This is a genomic window from Streptomyces sp. NPDC002671 (assembly GCF_053592475.1).
In genome coordinates this window covers 286,406-310,224 of the sequence record NZ_JBSFVU010000007.1, presented here as the reverse complement: position 1 = coordinate 310,224, position 23,819 = coordinate 286,406, and the positions used below count along the sequence as shown (strand labels likewise).

The following is a 23,819-nucleotide window of genomic DNA, read 5'->3' as shown; positions in this document are numbered from 1 at the left end:
TTCGCCGAGGTTACCCGGCCGCATCACCTCTGTTTCCCGCGAGGAACGCTGCCCTCAGCGGGGGCACACCCCGGGTGTGAGGGTCCCGAACGGGCGCGAGGGGGCGCTGTGAGGAGAGGCGGCACCGACTAGCCGCGCACCAGGTCCACCAGCCCAGTTGTGTCCTCGTCCCCGTGCCCGTCGGCCAGACGGCGGGCCATCAGCTCCAGGAACGGGGTGAGCAGCCCGGCGCTCACGCCCTGCTCCTCGGCCGTACGCAGCAGGGTGCCGGTGCCCGCGACCTGCATGGCCAGGTTCGAGACCACCCCGGTGGTCAGGTCCCCGCTCTCCAGCCGCTCGGCCGCCGAGTGCGCCATGGACGCCATCGCCTGCAGCCACGGCACCAGCAGCCCGGCGAACTCCTTCGGTACGACCGCCTCCCCGCGCACCAGCGCGAAGGCGTGCGTGATCCCGGCGAACATGCCGTACATCCCGCTCAGCAGGGCCACGTCGTGCAGCGCGGCCAGCCCCGCGTCGGCGCCGACGTACTCCGTGCCGGCCGGGACGGCGAGCGTCTCCCGGTACTCCTCGAACAGGCCGCCGTCGCCGCTGTAGAGCACATACGCGCCGGGTGCGCCGATCATCGGCGGTACGGCCATGATCCCGCCGTCCAGGAAACGGGCGCCGCGCTCCTCGGCCCAGGCGGCCCGCGCCCGGGCCTCGGCCGGGGTGCCGGTGGTGAGGTTCACGAGATCCCGGCCGGTGAGCTCGGCCGCCGCCAGTGCTTCGCCCACCGAGGCGTCGTCCAGCAGGCACGCCACGGTCAGCCGGTTCGCCGCCACCGCCTCCGCCGCGCTCCCGGCGACCACCGCACCCTCGGCGGCCAGCGCCCGCGTCCGCTCGGGCGTGCGGTTCCAGACGGTCAGCGGATGCCCGGCGGCGATCCAGGCCCGGCCGAGCGCGGTGCCCATGGCACCGGTGCCGAGGAGAGTGAGAGACGTACGGGGGTTGCGGGAAAGGGAGTTGTCGGTCATGACGACTAGGCTCGCCCGGGGAGCCCTCCGGCGTAAGTACCTACTTCGAAGTGGGTGGTTACCCGCAGGGAAGGGTGCAGGTGGCGAAGGGGGAGGACATGCCGATCGGACGACGGCCGGGATCGTACGTCTGCGGGGTCGACGCGGCGATGGACGTGATCGGCGGCAAGTGGAAGGTGCTGATCCTGTGGGAGCTGTATGTGCGCCCGCACCGCTTCGGCGAGCTGCGCAGGCAGCTGCCGGGCATCACCGAGAAGGTGCTCGCCGCACAGCTGCGGGAACTGGAGACCGACGGCATCGTGCACCGCGAGGAGTACGACGAGGTGCCGCCCCGCGTCGAGTACTCGCTCACCGAGCGGGGCGCGCTGCTGAACGAGGCGCTGGCACCGCTGGGCGCGTGGGGGAAGGAGCACGTCCTGGGCGGCGAGGTGCCGGCGCACTGAGCCTCAGCGGCTGCCCGTCAGGTGGGCGAAGACGACCACGTTGCCCTGGTAGCCGGTGGAGCGCGAGTAGCCGCCGCCGCAGGTGATGACCCGGAGTTCGGGGCGGGGGGCGGCGCCGTAGACCTTCTGGTCGGGGAAGTTGCGGGCCGCGTAGACCTCGACGGCGTCCACGGTGAAGTAGGCCACCGAGCGGTCCCGGCGGTCCACCTCTATGACGGCGCCCCGCTTCAGCGCGCCCAGGTCGTAGAAGACGGCGGGGCCGTCCGTGTTGTCGACGTGGCCCGCGACGATCGCGGTGCCCGTCTCGCCGGGGGTGGTGCCGGCCTCGTACCAGCCGGCGAGGTTCTTGTTGCCGGCCGGCGGCGCATCCAGGCTGCCGGTGCGGGTGAGGGCCAGGCCCATCAGGGGGGCGTTCACCCGGATCGTGGGTATGCGGATGCGGGTGGGCGGGGAGGGCGGCAGCGCGGGGGCCGAGAGCTTCTGCCCGCCCGGTTCGAACCGGCCCTCGGCGGCCGGCGGCTGCGGTGGCGCGTGCGTCCCCGCGGCGCCGCCGAGCAGCCACACCCCCGAACCGACGGCGACGACGGTGACGGCGGCTATGGCGGTGTCCCCGATGCTGCGCATGCGTACCCCCTCGTCGAGGTGGACACCCTGCCCCCTCCGGGCCACGAGGGGCATCGGACCCGGAGGGGGCGGGACTTGCGGTACCGGCGGACGGACAGCGGAGGGCGTCCGTCAGATCCCGTCGCCTCTCGCCCGGCGATGCAGGAGCCAGGTACCGCCCACGGCGGCGACGGCCAGAGCCGCCACACCCGCCGCGGTCTTCACGGGGTCGGTGCCGAGTGCGCCACCGACCCCCGTCTTCACGCTTCCCCGCGGCTGCACCTGCTCGTGCGCCACGCTCAGGGCCACCACCAGGTCGCCCTTCACCTGCCGGTCGCCTGCCGCGCACTTCGCGACGATCTCGTACGTCCCCGGCTGCGCACTCGGCGGCACCCGGAACTGCCCGATCGCCTCGCCCTCGTGGGTGCTGGGCGCCAGCGTGAAGGTCCCGGCGCCGACCGCGCCCGCGTCCCCGGCCGCCGTGCCCCTGTCCCCGCACGCGGCGGTGTTCACGGTGACCTGGCTGCCCGGCACCACGGTGGAGGGGTACACCTGCAGGCTGCCCGCGTCGCTGCCGGCGCCGTACGCCGGCGCGACGGTGAGACCTGCCGCCGCCATGGCGAGCGCGGTACCGGTCAGCAGACGGGTGGTGCGTCGCATGGTGCTCCCCAGAGCTGGTCCGAAGCTTGTCCGACTCGTGCTCTACCGAGGTAAGTGGCTCCGGGCCCGGACCGCTTCCTGAAGATCTGTCAGGAATGCGGTGAACGGGTGTCGTCCGCGACCCCCACACGGGCTAGAGGGCGGGAGGTTTCGGCAGGTCGTGGGCGTGCGGGCGGGCGCGCGAGAACGCGAGGGGAAGAGCACACGAATGGAGCGGTCGGCACCTGTGAACGGGTGAGACGGTCCTACGGCCTCACGCGGGCCGTCACGCCAGTCGCCCGGCCAGGCCGTCGAGGACGACCTCCAGGGCGTACGCGAACCTGTCGTCGCGGATCTTGGCGGGATCCTCGGTCGACGCGACGGCCTCCGCGTAGGAGTCGACGAGGTGGGCGTGGCCGGACGCGGCCTGCTGAGCGGCGGGTAGCAGACGGGCGATGAACTCGGCCTCGGTCTGCCCGGAGCGGGCGACCGTGGTGAGCCAGGCGGTCTCCGTGGTGCTCGTGCCGATCGTGAACGACAGCACTGCGTCGATCGCGCCCCTGGGGTCGGGGAAGCCGATGGCGGTGAACAGCGCGGCGAGCCGCTCGGAGAAGGCCATGAGGTTGGGGCCGAGATAGGCGAGGCCGGCCTGCCCGAGGACGGCCGACAGCCAGGGGTGCCGCAGGGCAGTCGCGCGGAAGGAGTGCGCGGCCTCGGTGACGGCGGCACGCCAGTCCGGGCTGTCGGAGGGCGGCACGTGGATCTCGGCGGCGACCTCGTCCACGGCCAGCTCCATCAGCTCGTCCTTGGTGGCCACGTGCCGGTACAGGGAGGTCGCACCGGCGTTCAGCCGGGCGCCCAGCTTGCGCATGCTGAGCGCCTCGACGCCGTCCGCGTCCAGCATGGCGATGGCCTCGCGCACGATCGTCTCTCGGCTCAGCGCGGGCTGGTCGGGCTCACTGCGCTGCCGGGCCCAGACGGAGGGGATCCGGTTCTGCTCGGTCCTGGCTGCCATGGCGGACTCCTGTGTGGGCGTACATCGTTCGCGTCCAGCGTACAGCGTTAAAAGGTTGCGCACACCGTTCCGGCCTGCGTACAGTGTTCGCATCGCACCGGAACGGTGTACGCACAGCCGGAACGCTGTGCGCAACAGGGAGGGAACCCCCATGGAAAGCCGCAATCCCCGACGCTGGTGGATCCTCGTCGTGCTCTGCCTGAGCACGCTGGTCCTGGTGATCGACAGCATGGCGCTCACCGTGGCGGTGCCCTCCATGACCGAGGACCTCGGCGCGAGCGCCCAGGACGTCCAGTGGATCCTCGACTCCTACGTCCTGGTCTTCGCCGGCCTGCTGCTCACCTCCGGCAGCCTCGGAGACCGCTTCGGCCGCCGGAAGGTGATGCTGATCGGCCTGCTCCTCTTCGGCGCCGCGTCGCTGGCGGGGACGTACGCCGATAATCCGGGCCAGGTCATCGCCCTGCGGATCGCGATGGGCGTCGGCGGAGCGCTGATCATGCCCTCCACCCTCTCCATCCTCATCACCGTCTTCGACGAGGAGGAGCGCGGCAAGGCGATGGCGGCCTGGGGCTCGGTGTCGATGCTCGGCCTGGTGGGCAGCCCGGTTCTGGGCGGTCTGCTGATCGACCACTTCTCCTGGCACTCGATCTTCTTCCTCAACGTCCCCGTGGTCGCGCTGGCCGTCGTCGCGGGCCTGACCCTGATGCCGGAGTCCAAGGCGCCCTGGCAGAAGGCCGACCCGCTCGGCGCGGTGCTGTCGGCGGCCGGGATGACCGCGCTGATCTGGTGGATCATCGAGATCCCGCAGCACGGCGCCTTCGCGGGCCGCCAGCTGGTCGTGGTCGCCGCCGCGGTGCTCACCCTCGCCGGGTTCGTGGTCTGGGAGAACGTCACCAAGTCCCCGATGGTCCCGCTGGTCCTGTTCAAGCACCGCAACTTCAGCGGCGGTTCGCTCTCCCTGGCGCTGGTCCAGATCGGCAACGGCGGTCTGCTGCTGGTCCTCACCCAGTACCTGCAGTTCGTCCTCGGCTACTCGCCCATCAAGGCGGGCCTGGCCTTCCTGCCGCTGGCCGTCACCGCGCTGATCGGCAACACGGCGGGCGTGAAGCTGGCCGCGAAGATCGGCAACCGCTTCGTGATCCTCTCCGGGATGCTGGTCATGGTCGCCTGCTTCGCCCTGCTCACCACGGTCGACGCCGGCTCCGGCTTCACCGTCCCGGCCATCGCCCTCGGCCTGCTCGGCCTGGGTGCGGGTCTGGCCATGCCGGCCGCGGTGGGCGCCCTGATGGCGACCATCCCGGCGGACAAGGCGGGCGTCGGCTCGGCCCTGAACGACACCATCCAGCAGGCGGGCACCGCCCTCGGCATCGCGATCCTCGGCTCCCTGCTCTCCAGCGGCTACACCGACAAGATGCCGGCCGACGCCCCCGTCGAGGCCCGCCACTCCATCGCCGGAGCCTTCCTCGCAGGCCGGCCGGGCCTGCTGCACACGGCCCGCGAGGCCTTCACCTCCTCGATGGCGACGACGTTCACGCTCAGCGCCCTCGGCGTCCTGGCGGCGGCGGTCGTCGCGACGGCGGTCATGCGGGACACGAAGCCGGCGGGGCAGGCCGGGACCCCGGCCCAGGAGCAGGAGGCCGAGCTGGCCGCCTGACCGGAGCACATGCAGAAGGCCGGTGCCCGAACGACGGGCCCCGGCCTTCTGACGCGTTGCGGGCGACGAGCTTGATCACTCGGTTTATCCCTTCGCTCTCGGCGTTGCTGTGTCCGGTGTCGATGAACGCGGCGATCTCGGGCCACCAGCGGTCGGCGTGGCCTGCGCGGCACGAAACGGCCGCCCCGGCCTGAAGCCGAGGCGGCCCGCTGTCACGCAGCTACAGGTACGTCAGTTGACGTTCACGGCGCTCCACGCCGCCGCCACCGCGTTGTACTCCGTGCTCCCCGCGCCGTAGAGGTCCTTGGCCGCGTTGAGGGTGGCCGTGCGGGCGCCCTTGTAGTTCGTGGAGGACGTCATGTAGACCGTCAGCGCGCGGTACCAGATCTTGCCGACCTTGTCCCGGCCGATGCCGGTGACCGTCGAGCCGTTGGATGTCGGCGAGTTGTAGCTGACGCCGTTGATGGTCTTCGCGCCGCTGCCCTCGGCGAGCAGGTACGCGAAGTGGTTGGCGACGCCCGAGGAGTAGTGGACGTCGAGGTTGCCGACCGAACTGCTCCAGTAATCCGCCGAGTTGCCGTCCTTGGACGGCTTGTCCATGAAGCGCAGGGCCGGCTTGCCGAAGCCGGACTTCACGATCTTCTCGCCGATGAGGTAGTCACCGGGGTCGGAGGGGTTGTTGGCGTACCACTCGACCATCGTGCCGAGGATGTCGGAGGTCGCCTCGTTCAGGCCGCCGGACTCGCCCGAGTAGGTCAGCGCGGCGGTCTTGGAGGTGACGCCGTGGGTCATCTCGTGCCCGGCGACATCGAGCGCCACCAGCGGCCCGAAGGTGCTGCCGTCACCGTCGCCGTACGTCATGCAGAAGCAACTGTCGTCCCAGAAGGCGTTGTTGTAGCTGCTGCCGTAGTGGACGCGGTTGTACGAGCCCTTGCCGTCGTTGCCGATACCGTTGCGGCCCTGGACGTTCTTGTAGTAGTCCCAGGTCTCGTTGGTGCCGTACTGGGCGTCCACGGCGGCCGAGGATCGGTCGCTGTTGCTGCCCGTGCCCCAGTGGTTGTCGGCGTCGGTGAACAGCACTGCGGGGGCCCGGCTGAAGCAGATGCCGAAGAAGCACAGGTCGGTCTTGTTCTGCGCGTCACCGGTGTAGGTGTTGCCGCGGGTCGGGTCCTTGAGCTGGTACGTCGAGCCGGACAGGGTCGTCTCCAGCGGCACGGTCCCGCCGTACAGCGACTTGCCGTCGCCGGTGGCCGTCTCGATGCTGTCCCAGGCGTCGATCTGGGCGCCGGTGCGGGCGTCGGTCAGCACCGTGCGGGCGACCGGGTTGCCGAGCGAGTCCTTGCCGACGGCGTTGGTGCGCCAGGCCAGCCTGGGGGCGCCGTGCAGGGCGTCGACGACCAGCTCCGGCTTGGCCTTGAGCCCGCTCAGCTTCTCGCCGAGGTTGGCGGCGCGCAGCGCGTTCACCGCGAGGTCGGCGGCCTGGGGGGCCGACAGCTTCGGCACGATCGAGGTGAGCGAGATCGCCTGCCGGGTCGCCCGGTCGGTGCTGCGGTAGCTGCCGTTCTTGGCCAGGTGGACGACGAAGTCACCGCCGAGCACCGGGAGTTGGTGGTACGTGCGGTCGTAACGTACGTGCTGGGTGCCGTCCTTGTCGACGATGACGTCCCGGACGCTGGTGTCCTGCGCGGAGGTCAGGCCCAGGTTCGCGGCGTGCGCCAGGAGCGCGGACGCCGCGTTCTGGATCGCGGTGGCCCGGGTCGGTCTGGCGTCGGCGTGCGCGGCGGGGGAGAGGGCGGCGGCCATCAGGGTCGCGGTGGTGACGGCGATGCCGGCGGTGGCGAGGCGACGGGAACCTCGGACGTGCGGCCGTATCCGACTCATCTGCTCTCCTTGAGGGAGACGCCTGCGAGGCGTGGGGGGTGGCGCGGCTGTTGACAGAGATTTAAAAGGCCCTGACATGTCATGTCCATAGCCGGTTCATGGAGATGTGTGACGAGCCGTGGCAGGTACAGAATCGTTTCTGTGATCACTCCGGACCCGCAGCGCCTCCCCTTCTTCGTCTACGGCACCCTCCGCCCCGGCGAACCCAACCACGACGCGTTCCTGCGCGGCCGGACCGAGTCGGAGCGGCCCGGCCGCCTCCCGGACGCCGTGCTCTACGGCGGCCCCGGCTACCCCTACGCCGTGCCGGAACCCGGCGGTGCCGTCGCCGGAGACCTGATCACCCCGCTCCCCGCGGAGTACGAGCGGCTGCTGGCCGAGCTGGACCGCCTGGAGGAGTACGCGCCGGGCGATCCCCGCAGCCTCTACGAACGGCACGCCCGGGACGTCCTGACCGCCGACGGCACCCCGGTCCGCGCCTGGGTGTACCTGGCCGCCCCCGCCGTCGCCGCCCGGCTGCGGGTGCGCGGCGCGCGCATCGAGAGCGGCGACTGGCGGACCCGCGGCCGGCGTTGACGCTCAGCCCAGCAGCGTGACCCCCTCGGGCAGGCTGATGCCGAACTCCTCCTCGACCACGCGCCGCGCCTCCGCCTCGTCCGTGAGCTTGCGCTCGGTGGCGGTGCCGTCGGCCAGGGTCTGGGTCAACCGGTCGCCGTCCAGGGCGAGATGACGCTCGCCGACGGTCCGCTGGACGTAGAGCCGCCGGGAGAAGGGGGACCGGGGGTTGGTCGCCATGTGCCAGTTGTAGACCGCGTAGTCGCCCGCGGTGAACGGCTCCAGCGTGAACGCGTACTGCCCGACCCACGCGTCTGCCGCCCGGTCGTACAGCTCCAGGACCCGCAGCTTCAGCGGCCCGTCGTGCGGGACGGACACCAGCCGGTGCCGTCGCCCGCCGCCCTCGGACTCGGCGCCGGTCACCAGGGGCAACGGTGCCAGCAGCGCACCGGCGGCGCCGAAGCCCACGTCCGCCAGATACGACTCCGGCTCGCCCGGCACCTCGACCCGCAGCATCATGTGCGTACGCGGCCGGCTCATCGGCGTCTCGGCCCCGATCACCACCCGCGCGGCCAGCCCGCTCACCCGGAACCCGAGCGCCTCCAGGGCCAGCCACATGAGCGTGTTGTGCTCGTAGCAGTAGCCGCCCCGGCCACCGTGGACGATCTTGGCCGAAAGGTCGCCCGGAGCCAGCGACGGGACCGTGCCGCGCAGGGCGTCCAGGTTCTCGAAGGGGATGCTCCGGGCGTGCGCCAGATGCACACCCCGCAGCGTCGCGAGGTCGGCCTGCCGGCCGCCCTCCCACCCGATCCGCTCCAGGTAGCCGTCGAGGTCGAACTGTTCGGTATCAGCCATACGGCCAACGTACGTCAGCGGAACGCTGTCACGTGCAGTTCCCCTTGCGGGCCACCGCCGCCCGAAAGTCCCGGGCCAGGGCCTTGTCGTCCGTGCCGGCCTGGACGAGGGTCTGCTTGCCCGCGCACTTCAGGGTCGTCGACCAGGGGTCGGCCCCTGAGCTGTTCAGCCGGACCAGATACGGGTCCTGCGTGACGGTGAAGTGCGGCGCGTCGCTTCCGGTGCCGAGCGAGCAGCTCCAGAGCCGGAAGCCGTCCTCGGTCACGTACTCCTCGGTGTACTTCGCGGGTACGCGAAAGCCCGGCAGACCGCACGCCTTCCCGGCGGCCGGGGCATGCCGGGCGAGCAGCCGCGGAGCCGTGGCCGGTGCCTTGAACGACGCCTCCGAGCAGCCGAGTCGATGCGCGAGTCCGGTCGCTGCCGTCATGAGCACGTCCGTCATCCGCTGCTGGAGCTTGCCGTCGCGCCAGGCCCCTTCCTGGTCGCCCTCCGCCTCCAGCCGGACGTACGCCGGACTGCCGAACGCGAGCTTGCCGGCGCACCGCGCGGGCAGCAGCACCCCCGCCATTGTCTTGTTGACCCAGCCGGGCACGCCCGCGATCGGCCCCCGGAAGGGGGAGACCCCTGCCACCTCGTCCGCCAGGTTCCAGACATCGTCCGCGTTCGCCGAACCGTCGACGGTCAGCCGGAACTGAGGCTGCCGCATCGCACCGTGGGCGTTGAGACCCGCCCCCACCTGGCAGTCGGCGAGCACGCTCCCCTTGAGGTCCCGCTCGTCGGATGCGTACCGCTCAAGCGGGTGAACACTCAGCGCGGCGACATCACCGTGCTTCAGCGTGCCCCAGCAGAAGGCGTGCTGCTCCGCCGCCGGGCCGTCGTCACCGCCGCCCCGCAGGACGGAGACGGTGACACCGACGGCCGTCACGAGCACCGCCACGGCCACGGCCGCGAGGATCGCTGTCTTTCGCCGGTTCGTCATCCCGCAGGCTTTCCCATGCGACCCACGCCAGTGGTGAGGCCGTCGTTGTAGCGCGTCAGGCCCCCGTCCTGAAGGTTGGTCTCGAACTGACCGGGGTCCTTGTCCATCAGGTTCCACTGGCTCTGCGGCACCTTGGAGTGCACCACCTGCTCCAGCATCTTGTTGATCTGCTGGTGCCCGGCGGAGAAGTGCCCGGCGAGATTGTTACGGGTCTCCTTGTCTACCTCGGCGTTGAGGTTGTTCTGGTACTCGGCCGTTCCGACGTCGACCAGGCGCTGGATGGTGTCTCCCGCGAGCGGTATGCCGGTGACCGGGGCGCCGATGAGGTGGTACTGCATCATCTTGTTCCAGCCGTTGATGCTCTTCTTGTCCTCGCCCATCTGGTAGATGACGTCCGCGCGCACCGCGTCCATCTGGCCGAGCGCCATGTTGGACTGCCCGACGAACGCCTTCACGTCCTTGGCACCGGGCGCGTTCTCGTCCACGAACGCCTGGCCGTCGTACTTGTTGAGCTCCTGGGCGACGTATGACGTCTCGGCGTCGTGCACCTGCGCGAACGCGTGTCCGTCCTCCGCCATCGCCCGCATGACGGGGACGAGGTCCTCGTTCTTGATGGTGAGGCCGCTGTAGTCGGTGGGCTGGTTGCGTTCCTGGCCGAGGATCTGGTGGATGTCACCGATGTAGTCGGACATCATGCCGCCCATCGAGTGGCGCAGTCCCGCCGGCATGCCGCCCACCGGGTCGCCCGCGATGCCCTGGCCGTACGCGTTGACGACGTCGGAGAAGATCGCCGCCTGGGCCGGGTCGTGGTGGGCCGGGATCACCGGGGTCTGGACACCCGGCGGGTGTCCCGTGCTGGCCGCCTCCAGAGCGTCGCCGAAGTAGTGCCGCGCGGAGGAGTCGATCAGGTCCTGCGGCATCTTGTTCTCGACGTCGCCTCCCGGCCAGTGCCGGTCCTTGAGGAAGTAGTGGAGGTTGTCGTTCTGGTGCGGGTCGAAGTAGGACTCCGCCGCCTCCGGGTTGCGGCTCATGGCCTTCATCAGGCCGCCCATGGGGTCTTCCTGGGTGCCCTGCCAGTTGTCGGAGATCCCCTCGTACGGATGCTTGGTGTGCGTCTCGTAGTCGCGGATCGTGTCGCCGGTGGCCGACAGGATGCTGCCGTCGTAGACCGCGTCCCCGTCCGCCATGAGCTTGGTGAGCATGCTCAGGCCCGTGCCGCCGCCCGGCAGCATGCCCGGATGCTGCTGAGGCAGGTCGTTGCCCTCGCGGGCGATCTTGAGGAGCTGCTTGGTCCAGTCCGAGGGGTCGCCGCCGCTCGGGCCGAGGGGCGAGCCGGCGCGGGTCGCGGTGGCGAGGTTGACGGACAGGGCGTCGCGCAGCTTGCGCTCGGTGTCCGACAGCTGCCCGTCCCGGCCGCCGCCCTGCAGGTTCTCCGCGAGCAGCAGCAGGCCCTCCTGCCCGTCCCGGCCGCGGAAGTTCAGGTCCTTCATCAACTCGCTGGAGAAGACAGGGGAGTTCTTGCCGTTCTCCGTGAGCTCCAGGAGACGCTTCATCTCCGTGTCGCTGAGCCCGTCGAGCCGGGAGTACAGCCCCGCGGCCTCCTTGGCGTCCTTCGTGTCCTGGGCGGCCTTCTTCTCCGCGCCGACGGCCTGGTCGCGGTCACCGTAGACGGAGTCCGCGAAGCCCTCCTTGACGCTGTCCACGAGGGACTTGAGCACCCGGGCCGCGGAGCTGTCGCTCTCCGTCGCCTTGCTGAGGGTCCGCTGCACCTCGTCGCGGAGCAACTCCTCGTCGGTCACGGTGTGCTCGGGCACCGTCGTGCCCTTCGCGGCACGGTCGGGGTGGATGATCATCTGCACGTGGAACTGCCCGCAGCCGTCGTCCACGACCGTCAGGTTCTTCTTCCGCGCGTCGTCGATGGTCTCCTGGAGGTGCTGGCGGTAGGAGATCAGTTCCTCGCGGGTGTCGCTCAGGATGTTGGCGATGCTCTGCGCCTGGGTGTGCGCGTCCGTGAACTCGTCGGCCGTCTTCGACACGAACTCCCGGGTGACGGTCGCGTTGATGCCCGCCCAGCGGGCTGTCATGGCCTTGGCCTTGAGGTTGTCCCGGGCGTCCCGTTCGAGCGTCTCCAGGCGCTTCGTCATGGTCTCCCAGTCGGTGATCGCCTGGCCGAGTTGGGAGAAGTCGCCCTTCAGCAGCACGTTCAGGTCCATCAGTACCCCCGGTGCTGGTCGAAGCCCTCGTCCAGCATGGAGATGCTGCTGAGCGTGGCGTAGACCCGGGCGTCGTCGCCCTTGTGGACGGCCTGCGTGAAGTCGAGGTGCGTGTAGATGTGCACACACGCGTCGAGCAGGTTCTGCGTCTGGTCCACCCACCGCACGGCCACGTGGTCGAGGGCCTCACCGATCAGGAACCCCTGGTCCGTGAGCCCGCCGGCGGCCTTCAGCGAGGACATGCGCGCGAGGTCGCCCGCCTGGTTGAAGTCCTTGTACAGCGAGTTCGCGGCATCGCCCACGGCCTTCAGGTCCTGGTGGTCGACCGTCAGGTCGCCGTGCGGGACGTCACCCCCGCCGCCTCCCGGGTCGTCGACGTGGTTGAGCTGCATCCCGGCCGCGCCGCGTTGCTGCGCCTGAGCCTTGAGCTGCTCCCATTCGTCCCATGCCATGCGGATCTCCCCCGTACGAATGTCACCGTGACTGGTGATCCGGCGACCTTAGCGAGACTAGCGAGACTACGGTCAACGGTGGGGATGGTGTCCAGGAGTTGAACCCAACTCATGACGGAACCGCTACGGACTTCACCACCTCCACCCGCACCGCGCACGACTTGAACTCCGGCATCCGGGAGGTCGGGTCGAGGGCCGGGTTGGTGAGGTTGTTGGCGCGGCCCTCGCCCGGCCAGTGGAAGGGCATGAAGACGGTGTCCGGGCGGATGCCGTCGGTGATGCGGGCGGGCGCCACGGCCCGGCCGCGCCGGGAGACGACCGTCACCGGGTCGCCCTCGCCCGCGCCGATACGGGCCGCGAGCCGCGGGTGCAGCTCCACGAACGGGCCGGGCGCGGCGGCGTTCAGCTCGGCGACCCGCCGGGTCTGCGCGCCCGACTGGTACTGCGACACCACCCGACCGGTGGTCAGCAGCAGCGGGTACTCCTCGTCCGGCTCCTCCGCCGTCGCCCGGTGCGCCACGGCCGCGAACCGCGCCCGCCCGTCCTCGGTGGCGAACCGGTCCAGGAAGAGGCGGGGCGTGCCCGGGTGGACCGCCTCGTCGCCGCCCTGTGCCGTCTCCTCCGCGGTCTGCGGGCACGGCCAGAACACGCCGTTCTCCTCCGCGAGCCGCCGGTAGGTGATGCCGGAGTAGTCCGCAGGGCCGCCGGCGCTGGCCCGGCGGAGTTCGCCGAAGACCTCCTCGGGGTCGGTCGGGAAGCCCTTCTCCACGCCCAGGCGGGCCGCCAGACCGTGCAGGACGTCCAGGTCGCTGCGGACGCCGGAGGGCGGGGGGAGCGCCCGGCGGCGCAGCAGCACCCTGCCCTCCAGGTTCGTCGTCGTACCCGCCTCCTCGGCCCACTGCGTCACCGGCAGGACGACGTCCGCGAGCTCCGCCGTCTCCGACAGGACGACATCGCAGACGGTCAGGAAGTCCAGCGCCTTGACGCGCTCCTCCACATGCGCGGCGCGCGGGGCCGACACCACCGGGTTGGAGCCCATCAGCAGCAGCGCGCGGATGTCCGTGCCGAGCGCGTCCAGCAGCTCGTACGCGCTGCGCCCGGGGCCGGGCAGGCTGTCCGGGTCCACGCCCCACACCTCGGCCACGTGGCGCCGGGCCGCCGGGTCGTCCAGCTTGCGGTATCCGGGCAACTGGTCTGCTTTCTGGCCGTGTTCGCGTCCGCCCTGGCCGTTGCCCTGCCCGGTCAGACAGCCGTACCCGGACAGTGGGCGGCCCGCCCGGCCCGTCGCCAGGCACAGGTTGATCCACGCGCCCACCGTGTCCGTGCCCTTGGAGTGCTGCTCCGGCCCGCGGGCCGTCAGCACCATCGCGGCCTCCGGCTCGCAGAACATCCTCACGGTCTCGCGGAGTTGGGGAACGGACACCCCTGTGATCCGTTCCACGTACTCCGGCCAGTGCGCCATCGCCGCCGCGCGCGCCTCCTCCCAGCCCGTCGTGCGCTCCCGGATGTACTCCTCGTCCGTCCGCCCCTCGGCCACCACCAGGTGCAACAGGCCGAGCGCCAGGGCGAGATCGGTGCCGGGTCGGGGCGCGAGGTGCAGGTCGGCCTGCTCCGCGGTCTTCGTCCGGCGCGGATCGATCACGATCAACGTGCCGCCGTTCTCCCGCAGTTCACGGAAGTAGCGCAGCGACGGCGGCATCGTCTCGGCGAGGTTCGAGCCGACCAGGATCACGCACCCGGTCCTCGGGACGTCCTCCAGCGGGAACGGCAGCCCCCGGTCCAGCCCGAACGCCTTCGTCCCGGCGGCGGCGGCCGACGACATGCAGAAGCGGCCGTTGTAGTCGATCTGCGAGGTGCCCAGCACCACCCGCGCGAACTTGCCGAGCGCGTACGCCTTCTCGTTCGTCAGCCCGCCCCCGCCGAACACCCCCAGCGCATCGGCCCCGTACCGCTCCCGCGTCGCCCCGAGCCGCTCGGCGACCAGGTCCAGCGCCTGTGTCCAGGACGCGGGCACCAGCCGGCCCCCGGACCGCACGAGCGGCGAGGTCAGCCGCGCCCCCGGCGACAGCACCTCGGCGGCCGTACGGCCCTTGCCGCACAGCGCGCCCCGGTTCACCGGGAAGTCCGCACGCTCGGCCACCTCGACGCCCCCCTGTGGCAGGGACAGGATGTTCATCCCGCATTGCAGAGCGCAGTACGGGCAGTGGGTGGGCGTCGAGGTGGAGTCCATGCAGCCCAGCGTGCGTCGGGCGTGTTACGGCCCCGGGCTGCTCCTGTTAAGCCGCCGGGACGGCGACCTCCCCGCCGGGCCGGGCGGGGCGTGAGGTCGCGGTTCCGTGTCTACTGCCGGTTCAGGGAGCGGGTGACGCCCGCCGCGATCGTCGTCGCCAGCACCCAGCCGGTGGCGATCAGCAGATACGACAGCCACTGGTACCCGTCGCGCGGCGCGAACGCCGCCTCCTGGCCGAAGTCGATGATCGGCAGCAGCAGGTCCAGGGTGTAGAAGAGCGGGTTGAACACGGGCGCCTCGGCCGGCTGGAGCGCGGGCGGATGGTGCAGGGCGAAGGCGAGCGTGCCGGTGCACAGCAGCAACAGCAGCCAGCCCGCGGCCCGCATCGGGCGGAAGCCGTAGCCGACGGCCGCGTCCTGGAGGTAGCCCCACAGCCGGGCGTACGGCGGCAGGGTGCGGCGGTGGCGACGGAGCTTGGCCAGCTGGACGGTGCGCGCGGCGGCGTCGTCGCCCACCGTGCGGTACGCCGTGGTCAGCTGCTCGTACGGGTGGGGAAGGTACCCGGCCGGCTCGCCTTCCAGCAGCGGAAGACGCTGCTCGGCCGGGAGGTGCGGGGTCAGGACGCGGTAGCTGAGCCCGTCGGTCTGCACCTGCCGGGGCCACACCTCGGGCGGCACGTGCAACAGGTCGAGCTGGGCACGGCGCAGATTGACAGCTCCCTCGATGGGCGCGGCCTCCCGCAGCCACAGCTCGCCGACGGCACAGCTGCTGGCGCGCAGGGCCTGGCCGTCCGGGTTGGACAGCCGGGCATAGGCGAGATTGAGCTGACGGGGAATCCGGGCACCGCCCAGATTCACCCGGCCACGGGCCCGCAGCCGCATGGCGTTCAGGTCGGTGCCGACCGTCAGCACCTCGGCGTGCAACGCGGTCTCTCCGGGGGCGTTCAGCTCCGCGTCGTTGAGGTTCACCTGATTGCGGACGACCGCCCCGTTCAAGTGGACCTTGCCGTGCACGACCAGGTCCGGGGCCCACACGTCCGTGCCCACCTCGGCGTGGTTGAGCTGGGCACGGACGTGTGGGCCCCGGAGCTGCCGAGCCGCGCCCCGTCGGCGAACAACGGGTGATCCGCACGACCGTTCCTGTGGACTGAGCAGAAGTGAGTCCTGTTCAGCCGCACGCCCCGAACGGTCTTGGGCGCACTGGTCCCCGGCGTACTCGACCCCGAGGCAGCGACACGGATCCTGTCCGTGGTCCGGTCTCGGGAGGCCAGTTCCCTATGTGACCTGGCCAGTGGGTAAGGCCAGTGGCGACGGGGAGGCCCCGAACCATCACTCCGGTGGAGCGGGGGCCCCGCACGCCGACGCCATACCCGGCGTCCCAGATCACACAATCACCGTAGCCCGAACGGCCCAAGACATCGCAAGCCAGCAAGCCGACCTTCACACGATCGAGCTAAACTCCCCTCGCCGAGCGGGAAGGCGTTCCGGACGCGGCGCTCGGCCGGTGTCAGGTCCGTGATCTCCATCCTCAGCCCCGCGCCCCCGCCAGCGCCTTCGTGACCCCCTGCTCCCGCGGCCCCAGGAAGGTCGGATCCGGATGGAACACCGCGTCCAGCGCCGCCTTGCCCGCCGCGAAGATCTCCCGGGTGCCGCCGTAGTACCAGGTCGCGTCGTGCTTGTCCTGGACCCCGACGCCGTACGAGTCGACCCCCGCCGCCTCGCACAGCGCGACCGCCCGCCGGATGTGGAAGTCCTGGCTGATGAGCACCGCCCGGTCCACCCCGAAGATCTTCTTGGCCCGCACGCACGAGTCCCAGGTGTCGAAACCGGCGTAGTCGCTGACGATCCGCCGGTCCGGCACGCCGTGCTTCTTCAGGTACGCGCGCATGGCGTCCGGCTCGTCGTAGTCCTTGCGGCTGTTGTCCCCGGTGACCAGCACCACCTCGACCCGGCCCGCCCGGTACAGCTGCGCCGCCGCGTCCAGCCGGTGCGCCAGGTACGGCGAGGGTTCGCCCTTCCACAGGCCGGCCCCGAAGACCATGGCGACCTCGGCGCGCGGGGCGTCCGCGGTCGTCCGCAGCCGGTCCGCCGTCGACAGGAACAGCCAGGCCGCCGGCAGCAGCGCCAGCACGCACACGGCCATCACGGCCTGCACCAGCCGCCGCTGCCCCCGGCGGGTGCGCGGCAGCCGCGGTCGACGGATCTTCATGCGTCCCCCATTGATCCGGTCCCATGTGAACAGTTGATCGGTTCCGACCATGGAGGACGCGCGGGACGGCGCTCCGGTTCGCCTCACACCTCGCCGCCGTGCGCCGTGAACCCATGGAAAACACTCGTGACGACCGTGCAACGGCGACGCAACCTCCGGCCGTCAGGATCTCCGTATGACGGCGTCGCATCCTCTCCCCGACGGGCCCAGCGTCCACCTGGACAGCACGGCGGACCTCATGAGCGCCATCAGCAGTCGGCTCGCCGACCGGCTCAGGCTCGTCTCGCCGAGCGGCGCGCGCCGCCCCGACGAGCCCGCCCTCGTCCTGGTGGCCCACGGCAGCCGCGACCCGCGCGCGCTGGACACCGTACGCACGCTCATGGAGCGGGTACGCGAGCTGCGCCCCGCGCTGCCCGTCCGGCTGGGCCACATCGAGCTGAACGAGCCGCTGCTGTCCGACACCCTCGCCGCCCTCGGCGACACCCCCGCCGTCCTCGTACCGCTCCTGCTCGGCCGCGGCTACCACGTCAAGCAGGACATCCCCGAGATGGCCGCCGCCGCGTCCGTCCGGGCCCGCCTGGCCGCCCCGCTCGGCCCGCACCCGCTCCTCGTGGAGACCCTCTACGACCGCCTGGTCGAGGCCGGCTGGCACACGCCCAAGGACGACATCGCCCGCCGCTCGACCGCGGTGGTCCTCGCCGCGGCAGGCTCGCGCGACCCCGACTCGGCGACGGACACCTGCCGCACGGCCCGCCTCCTCGCCGACCGCCTCGGAGTCCCGGTCGTCCCTGCGTACGCCTCGGCGGCGACCCCCACGGTCCGGTCAGCGGTACGCGCCCTGACGGCCCGGGGCCGCCACCGGGTGGCGATCGCGTCGTACTTCACTGCCCCGGGCCGCTTCGCGACACAGTGCGCGGACCAGGCGCCATGGACAGCGGCGGCTCCATTGGGGGCGCACGAGGCGATGGCCCGCTTGGTGGTGCACCGCTATGAGGAGGCCTTGGCGGCACGGTCGATTGCGGCTGCCTGAGGGACCATCCGCAGTCGCCCGAATTCCGCACCCGGCAGATCACCAGGCGCCCGGCACCATCCAATTGTCACTGCCGCCGCTTACTGTCAGAGCATGGAAGGCACCGCACCCGAGAACGCTTACGACCCGGCGTCAGTCGAACGCTGGGCTCCCGAACCCGACAAGCGCCCAGGGCGCACCGCCTTCCAACGCGACCGCGCCCGCATCCTGCACAGCGCAGCGCTCCGCCGCCTGGCCGGCAAAACCCAAGTGGTCACGCCCGGTACACGCAGCCTCGCCTGGGACGCGAGCCCCCGCACCCGCCTGACCCACTCCCTGGAGTGCGCCCAGGTCGGCCGGGAGCTGGGCGCAGCGCTCGGCTGCGACCCCGACCTGGTCGAAGCCGCCTGCCTCTCCCACGACCTCGGCCACCCGCCCTTCGGGCACAACGGCGAACAGGCGCTGAACGAGTTCGCCGACGACTGCGGTGGTTTCGAGGGCAACGCCCAGTCCCTCAGACTCCTCACCCGCATCGAGCCCAAGCGGTTCACCCCGGAGGGCTCCGTCGGCCTCAACCTCACCCGCGCCGCCCTGGACGCCGCCACCAAGTACCCCTGGCCGCGCGGCGCGCACCCCACCGACCCGGCGTCGAAGAAGTTCGGCGTGTACGAGGACGACCGCCCGGTGTTCGACTGGGTCCGCAAGACCGCCCCCGGCACCCGCACCTGCTTCGAGGCGCAGGTCATGGACTGGGCGGACGATGTGGCCTACTCGGTGCACGACGTCGAGGACGGCCTGCACGCCGGCCACATCGACCCCAACTGCCTGCACGCCGAGCCCGAACGGCAGGCGGTGTTCGAGGTGGCCGTCGGCCGCTACGTCCCCGCGGACACGGACCCCGAAGAACTGGCCGCTGCCCTCGACCGCCTCCAGGACCAGGAGTGGTGGCCGCACGGCTACGACGGCACGGCGGTCGCCCAGGCCCGCCTGAAGGACGCCACCAGCCAGCTCATCGGCCGGTTCTGTCTGGCCGCCGAGGGCGCCACGCGCGCCGCGTACGGCAGCGGCCGGCTCACCCGCTACGACGCCGAACTCGTCGTACCCCGCGAGACGCGGATGGAGTGCGCGGTGCTCAAGGCGGTCGCGGACCGGTATGTGATGCAGCGCGCCGAGCAGGAGCGGCTGCGCGCCGACCAGCGGGTGGTCGTGGCGGAGCTGGCGGAGGCGCTCACGGCCCGCGCGCCCGACGGTCTGGATCCGCAGTTTCGGGCGCTGTTCGACGGGGCAGGCGACGACCACGCGCGCAAGCGGGTGATCGTCGACCAGATCGCATCCCTCACCGACGCCTCGGCCCGCTCGCTGCACGCGAGACTTACAGGGCATATGTGAGAGGAACGTGCCCGACCGTGGCCTGATCGGGTCACTCCCTCTTCCCGCATCACGCTGCGTGCGGGACGCTCGCATGTGGCGGCACCCTTAAGAGGAGGCATCAAGTGGTCGACGCGGATCAGACATTCGTCATCGTCGGAGGCGGCCTCGCCGGAGCGAAGGCGGCCGAGACGCTCCGCGCGGAGGGCTTCACCGGCCGGGTGATACTGATCAGCGACGAACGCGACCACCCCTACGAACGGCCGCCGCTGTCCAAGGGCTTCCTGCTCGGCAAGGAGGAGCGGGACAGCGTCTTCGTGCACGAGCCCGGCTGGTACGCGCAGCACGACGTCGAACTGCACCTCGGCCAGACCGTCGTCGCGATCGACCGCTCCGCGAAGACCGTCCGCCTGGGCGACGGCACCGTCATCCGCTACGACAAGCTGCTCCTCGCGACCGGCGCCGAGCCGCGCCGCCTCGACATCCCCGGCACCGACCTGGTGGGCGTCCACCATCTGCGCCGCCTCGCCCACGCCGAGCGGCTCAAACACGTCCTAGCCGCCCTCGGCCGGGACAACGGGCACCTCGTGATCGCGGGCGCCGGCTGGATCGGCCTGGAGGTCGCGGCGGCGGCCCGCGAGTACGGCGCCGAGGTGACGGTGATCGAGCCGCTGCCCACCCCGCTGCACAGCGTCCTCGGCCCCGAGCTGGGCAACGTCTTCGAGCAGCTGCACCGCGAGCACGGCGTGCGCTTCCGCTTCGGCGCGCGGCTCACCGAGATCGTCGGCCAGGACGGCATGGTCTTCGCGGTCCGCACCGACGACGGCGAGGAGCACCCGGCGCACGAGGTCCTCGCGGCGATCGGCGCGGCACCGCGCACCGGCCTGGCCGAGGCGGCGGGCCTGGAGCTGGCCGACCGGGCGCACGGCGGCGGCGTCGCGGTCGACGAACGGCTGCGCACCTCCGACCCCGACATCTACGCGGCCGGTGACGTCGCGGCCTTCCCGCTCGGCCTCTTCGGCACCAGGATCCGCGTGGAGCACTGGGCCAACGCCCTGAACGGCGGACCGGCGGCGGCGCGCTCGATGCTGGGCCAGGACGTCGTCTACGACCGGGTGCCCTACTTCTTCACCGACCAGTACGACCTGGGGATGGAGTACAGCGGCTGGGCGCCGCCGGGGTCGTACGACCAGGTGGTCGCGCGCGGTGACATGGCCAGGCGGGAGTTCATCGCGTTCTGGCTCAAGGAGGGACGCGTCCTGGCCGGGATGAACGTGAACGTGTGGGATGTCACAGAGCAGATCCAGACACTGATCCGTTCCGGGGCAGAGGTGAACCCGGAAGCCCTGGCCGACCCGGGCGTACCCCTCGACAGCCTGGCTTCCTGAAGACCGGGGGTGTCGGTCCAGCCCCGTAGAATTCACGCGTGGCAGGACGGATCAACGACGAGGACGTGAAGGCGGTACGGGACGCGGTCCCGATCGACGCCGTGGTCTCCGAGTACCTCCAGCTGCGCAACGCGGGCGGCGGCAACCTCAAGGGCCTCTGCCCCTTCCACGACGAGAAGTCGCCGTCCTTCCAGGTCAGCCCGAGCAAGGGACTCTTCCACTGCTTCGGCTGCCAGGAGGGCGGCGACACCATCACCTTCGTCATGAAGGTGGACCACCTCTCCTTCTCGGAGGCGGTCGAGCGGCTGGCCGCCCAGGCCGGCATCACGCTGCGCTACGAGGAGGGCGGGTACAACCCCGCCCACCAGCGCGGCGAGCGCATCCGCCTGGTCGAGGCGCACAAGATCGCCGCCCAGTGGTACGCCGAGCAGCTCGCCACCAGCCCGGAGGCCGAGACCGGCCGGCTCTTCCTCGCCGAGCGCGGCTTCGACCAGGCAGCCGCCGTCCACTTCAGCGTCGGCTACAGCCCCCAGGGCTGGGACCACCTCACCCGCTACCTGCGCGGGAAGGGCTTCACCGACAAGGAACTGATCCTCTCCGGCCTCTCCCAGGAGGGCCGCCGCGGACCCATCGACCGCTTCCGGGGCCGCCTGATGTGGCCCATCCGGGACATCGGCGGCGAGGTTGTCGGCTTCGGCGCCCGCAAGCTGTACGAGGCGGACAACGGCCCGAAGTACCTGAACACGCCCGAGACGGCGATCTACAAGAAGAGCCAGGTGCTGTACGGCATCGACCTGGCGAAGAAGGAGATCGCGAAGGCGAGCCGCGCGGTGGTGGTCGAGGGCTACACCGACGTGATGGCCTGCCACCTCGCGGGCGTCCCGACGGCCATCGCGACCTGCGGTACGGCCTTCGGCGGCGAGCACATCAAGATCCTGCGCCGCCTGCTGATGGACAACGGATCAGCCCGCGTGATCTTCACCTTCGACGGCGACGCGGCCGGCCAGAAGGCCGCCCTGCGCGCCTTCGAGGACGACCAGAAGTTCGCCGCCGAGACCTACATCGCCATCGCCCCGGACGGCATGGACCCCTGCGAGCTGCGCCTGGCCAAGGGCGACGAGGCGGTCGCCGACCTGGTCGAACCCCGCACCCCGCTGTTCGAGTTCGCGCTCCGCCAGATCGTCGGCCGCTACGACCTGGACACCCCGGCGGGCCGCGCGGCGGCCCTGGACGAGGCGGCACCCGTGGTCGCCCGCATCAAGAACAGCGGCGCCCAGCACGAGGTCGCCGTCGAACTGGCCGGCATGCTCGGCATCCTCGACACCCAGTTCGTCGTCAAGCGAGTGGCCCAACTGGCCCGCTGGGCCCGCGAACGCGGCGGCAAGGGCGGCCCGCAGCAACAGCCCCGCGCCCCGCAGCAGCAGTGGGAGGGAGCCTCCCGCCCGGCGAACTCCGGCCCGGCGCTCACCCTGCGCAACCCCGTCTACGCCACCGAGCGCGAACTGCTCAAACTCGCCCTGCAACGGCCCGCGCTGGTGTCGCCCGCGTTCGACGCGTACGGCGTCGACGAGTTCACCGCCCCTCCCTACGCGGCCGTACGCCAGGCGATCGCGGAGGCGGGCGGCGCCGAGTACGGCGGCCAGGACCCGCAGGAGTACCTGGTCCGCGTCCGGGACGCGGCGCCCGACGACACGGTCCGGGCGATGGTGACGGAGCTGGCGGTGGAGGCGATCCTGCGCCGCACGGTCGACGAGGCCTATGCCGGCGAACAGCTCGTCACCGTCCGGCGCAGGGCCGTGACCCGTCGGCTCACCGATCTCCAGGGCAGCTTGACCCGGCTCGGGCACACGGATCCGGCGCAGTCGGCCGCCGTCCAGAACGAGATGATGGTCCTCACCAGGTACGACAGGGCGCTGCAGAACGAGGGTCCCTCGGCTCTCTGAGCACCAGGGTCACCAACGGGTCACGGACCGGACGCAAAAAGTCACCGCACGCCCCTCGTAGCGGGGATGTGTCGTACTCCACACTGGGGTCGGTGTCCGAGTCCTCGGAGCGCAGGCCGTCGACTCTGCTCCCGAAGTACCGCTGCCGTACTCCTTGAGCAGCGAACATCCTGGAGGTCGCCCCCGTGCAGACCCAGACCCTCACTCAGACCGACAGCAGTACCGGTGCCACCCCCGGCGAGCCGGACGAGGAGACCGGCGTCGTCGCGGCCGTGCCGCCACAGAGCCGTGGCGCGCATCACCCGGAGACCGCCGAGACGGCCGCGGAGCCGACGGAGCCGCCTGCCGACGCGCTCGCGGAGGACGCCGAGGAGCCCGCCGAGGAGCCCGCCGAGGCGCCGGTCGCCGCCCGGGCCGAGAGCGGGGGTCCCTCCGCCGACCTGTTCCGCCAGTACCTGCGCGAGATCGGCCGCATCCCACTGCTCACCGCCGCCGAGGAGGTCGAACTCGCCCGCCGGGTGGAGGCCGGCCTGTTCGCCGAGGAGAAGCTGAGCAGCACCCCCGACCTGGACACCCAGCTCGCCATGGACCTGGACCGGCTCGTCGTGCTGGGCCGGATGGCCAAGCGGCGGCTCATCGAGGCCAACCTGCGGCTCGTGGTCTCGGTCGCCAAGCGGTACGTCGGCCGCGGGCTGACCATGCTCGACCTCGTCCAGGAGGGCAACCTCGGGCTCATCCGGGCCGTGGAGAAGTTCGACTACGCCCGCGGCTACAAGTTCTCCACGTACGCCACCTGGTGGATCCGGCAGGCCATGTCCCGGGCGCTGGCCGACCAGGCCCGCACCATCCGCGTCCCCGTGCACGTCGTCGAGCTGATCAACCGCGTCGTACGGGTGCAGCGGCGGATGCTCCAGGAGCGCGGCTACGAGCCCACCCCGGACGAGGTCGCCGCCCACCTCGACCTGGCGCCCGAGCGGGTCGGCGAGGTCCTGCGGCTCGCCCAGGAACCGGTCTCCCTGCACGCGCCCGTGGGGGAGGAGGACGACGTGGCCCTCGGCGACCTCATCGAGGACGGCGACGCGGCCAGCCCCGTCGAGTCCGCCGCGTTCCTGCTGCTGCGCGAGCACCTGGAAGCGGTGCTGTCCACGCTCGGCGAGCGCGAGCGCAAGGTCGTCCAGCTCCGCTACGGACTGATCGACGGCCGTCCCCGCACCCTGGAGGAGATCGGCCGTCTGTTCGGCGTGACCCGGGAGCGCATACGCCAGATCGAGTCCAAGACCCTCAACAAGCTCCGGGACCACGCCTTCGCGGACCAGCTGCGGGGTTACCTGGACTGAAAAGCAGGAGGGGGCCGCCACAGTCGCGTGGCGG

The 23,819-nt window shown here is 71.4% G+C and carries 20 protein-coding genes and 1 pseudogene; 8 read left to right on the top strand and 13 right to left on the bottom strand.

Annotation, left to right across the window (positions count from 1 at the left end; genetic code table 11):
* Positions 1-128 precede the first annotated feature (128 nt).
* Positions 129-1,013, bottom strand: coding sequence for an NAD(P)-dependent oxidoreductase (locus ACWD35_RS13680; protein ID WP_451351377.1), 885 nt, complete (start codon positions 1,011-1,013; stop codon positions 129-131).
* Positions 1,014-1,111: 98 nt separating this feature from the next.
* Here ACWD35_RS13680 and ACWD35_RS13675 point away from each other — a divergent pair, with 98 nt between their 5' ends.
* Entirely contained in the window at positions 1,112-1,456 is a 345-nt protein-coding gene (locus ACWD35_RS13675) for a winged helix-turn-helix transcriptional regulator (protein ID WP_451351376.1), read from the top strand.
* Between the two features lie 3 nt (positions 1,457-1,459).
* Here the strand turns inward: ACWD35_RS13675 and ACWD35_RS13670 are convergent, their stop codons facing one another.
* From ACWD35_RS13670 to ACWD35_RS13660, 3 genes are all read right to left on the bottom strand, one after another.
* Positions 1,460-2,080 (bottom strand): class F sortase, encoded by a 621-nt coding sequence (locus ACWD35_RS13670; protein ID WP_451351375.1) that lies wholly within the window; start codon positions 2,078-2,080, stop codon positions 1,460-1,462.
* 111 nt (positions 2,081-2,191) lie between these two features.
* Positions 2,192-2,719 (bottom strand): hypothetical protein, encoded by a 528-nt coding sequence (locus ACWD35_RS13665; protein ID WP_451351374.1) that lies wholly within the window; start codon positions 2,717-2,719, stop codon positions 2,192-2,194.
* A 265-nt stretch (positions 2,720-2,984) separates the two neighbouring features.
* On the bottom strand, positions 2,985-3,713 hold the full coding sequence (locus ACWD35_RS13660) for a TetR/AcrR family transcriptional regulator C-terminal domain-containing protein (RefSeq protein ID WP_451351373.1): 729 nt from the start codon (positions 3,711-3,713) through the stop codon (positions 2,985-2,987).
* Positions 3,714-3,864: 151 nt separating this feature from the next.
* On the opposite strand from ACWD35_RS13660, the gene ACWD35_RS13655 reads away from it, so the two are divergent.
* A complete protein-coding gene (locus tag ACWD35_RS13655; RefSeq protein WP_451351372.1) occupies positions 3,865-5,367 on the top strand; it encodes an MFS transporter in 1,503 nt (500 codons plus the stop codon).
* On the opposite strand, the gene ACWD35_RS13650 is transcribed toward ACWD35_RS13655, so the two are convergent.
* Positions 5,294-5,587, bottom strand: a complete 294-nt coding sequence (locus tag ACWD35_RS13650) for a transposase (RefSeq protein WP_451351430.1) — start codon at positions 5,585-5,587, stop codon at positions 5,294-5,296. The genes ACWD35_RS13655 and ACWD35_RS13650 overlap by 74 nt on opposite strands.
* A gap of 11 nt (positions 5,588-5,598) precedes the next feature.
* Positions 5,599-7,248 (bottom strand): M4 family metallopeptidase, encoded by a 1,650-nt coding sequence (locus ACWD35_RS13645; RefSeq protein WP_451351371.1) that lies wholly within the window; start codon positions 7,246-7,248, stop codon positions 5,599-5,601.
* Between the two features lie 141 nt (positions 7,249-7,389).
* Between ACWD35_RS13645 and ACWD35_RS13640 the strand changes: the two genes are divergently transcribed.
* The gene (locus ACWD35_RS13640; RefSeq protein ID WP_451351370.1) at positions 7,390-7,824 is read left to right on the top strand and encodes a gamma-glutamylcyclotransferase family protein; all 435 of its coding nucleotides are present in this window, start codon (positions 7,390-7,392) and stop codon (positions 7,822-7,824) included.
* A gap of 3 nt (positions 7,825-7,827) precedes the next feature.
* On the opposite strand, the gene ACWD35_RS13635 is transcribed toward ACWD35_RS13640, so the two are convergent.
* The 7 genes from ACWD35_RS13635 to ACWD35_RS13605 all read right to left on the bottom strand — a co-directional run bounded on the left by ACWD35_RS13635 (position 7,828) and on the right by ACWD35_RS13605 (position 16,740).
* Positions 7,828-8,658, bottom strand: coding sequence for an arylamine N-acetyltransferase family protein (locus ACWD35_RS13635; protein ID WP_451351369.1), 831 nt, complete (start codon positions 8,656-8,658; stop codon positions 7,828-7,830).
* A gap of 28 nt (positions 8,659-8,686) precedes the next feature.
* Complete coding sequence (locus ACWD35_RS13630; protein WP_451351368.1) at positions 8,687-9,637, bottom strand: hypothetical protein; 951 nt, start codon at positions 9,635-9,637, stop codon at positions 8,687-8,689.
* Positions 9,634-11,850 carry a DUF6571 family protein gene (locus ACWD35_RS13625; RefSeq protein ID WP_451351367.1) on the bottom strand — a complete coding sequence of 739 codons (2,217 nt, stop codon included), beginning with the start codon at positions 11,848-11,850 and terminating at the stop codon, positions 9,634-9,636. Before ACWD35_RS13625 ends, ACWD35_RS13630 begins: the two co-directional genes overlap by 4 nt.
* Positions 11,850-12,302 (bottom strand): hypothetical protein, encoded by a 453-nt coding sequence (locus ACWD35_RS13620; protein WP_451351366.1) that lies wholly within the window; start codon positions 12,300-12,302, stop codon positions 11,850-11,852. Before ACWD35_RS13620 ends, ACWD35_RS13625 begins: the two co-directional genes overlap by 1 nt.
* Positions 12,303-12,411: 109 nt before the next feature.
* Positions 12,412-14,532 (bottom strand): molybdopterin oxidoreductase family protein, encoded by a 2,121-nt coding sequence (locus ACWD35_RS13615; RefSeq protein WP_451351365.1) that lies wholly within the window; start codon positions 14,530-14,532, stop codon positions 12,412-12,414.
* A gap of 110 nt (positions 14,533-14,642) precedes the next feature.
* A complete protein-coding gene (locus ACWD35_RS13610) occupies positions 14,643-15,578 on the bottom strand; it encodes a hypothetical protein (RefSeq protein ID WP_451351364.1) in 936 nt (311 codons plus the stop codon).
* A gap of 481 nt (positions 15,579-16,059) precedes the next feature.
* The gene (locus tag ACWD35_RS13605; RefSeq protein WP_451351363.1) at positions 16,060-16,740 is read right to left on the bottom strand and encodes a SanA/YdcF family protein; all 681 of its coding nucleotides are present in this window, start codon (positions 16,738-16,740) and stop codon (positions 16,060-16,062) included.
* Positions 16,741-16,915: 175 nt separating this feature from the next.
* Between ACWD35_RS13605 and ACWD35_RS13600 the strand changes: the two genes are divergently transcribed.
* The 5 genes and pseudogenes from ACWD35_RS13600 to ACWD35_RS13580 all read left to right on the top strand — a co-directional run bounded on the left by ACWD35_RS13600 (position 16,916) and on the right by ACWD35_RS13580 (position 23,785).
* Positions 16,916-17,770 carry a sirohydrochlorin chelatase gene (locus ACWD35_RS13600; RefSeq protein ID WP_451351362.1) on the top strand — a complete coding sequence of 285 codons (855 nt, stop codon included), beginning with the start codon at positions 16,916-16,918 and terminating at the stop codon, positions 17,768-17,770.
* A 93-nt stretch (positions 17,771-17,863) separates the two neighbouring features.
* Positions 17,864-19,138, top strand: coding sequence for a deoxyguanosinetriphosphate triphosphohydrolase (locus ACWD35_RS13595; RefSeq protein ID WP_451351361.1), 1,275 nt, complete (start codon positions 17,864-17,866; stop codon positions 19,136-19,138).
* A gap of 104 nt (positions 19,139-19,242) precedes the next feature.
* Complete coding sequence (locus ACWD35_RS13590; protein WP_451351360.1) at positions 19,243-20,505, top strand: NAD(P)/FAD-dependent oxidoreductase; 1,263 nt, start codon at positions 19,243-19,245, stop codon at positions 20,503-20,505.
* A 38-nt stretch (positions 20,506-20,543) separates the two neighbouring features.
* Positions 20,544-22,448, top strand: a complete 1,905-nt coding sequence (dnaG, locus tag ACWD35_RS13585; RefSeq protein ID WP_451351359.1) for a DNA primase — start codon at positions 20,544-20,546, stop codon at positions 22,446-22,448.
* A 142-nt stretch (positions 22,449-22,590) separates the two neighbouring features.
* A pseudogene (locus ACWD35_RS13580) lies at positions 22,591-23,785 on the top strand (RNA polymerase sigma factor).
* Positions 23,786-23,819: the final 34 nt, after the last annotated feature.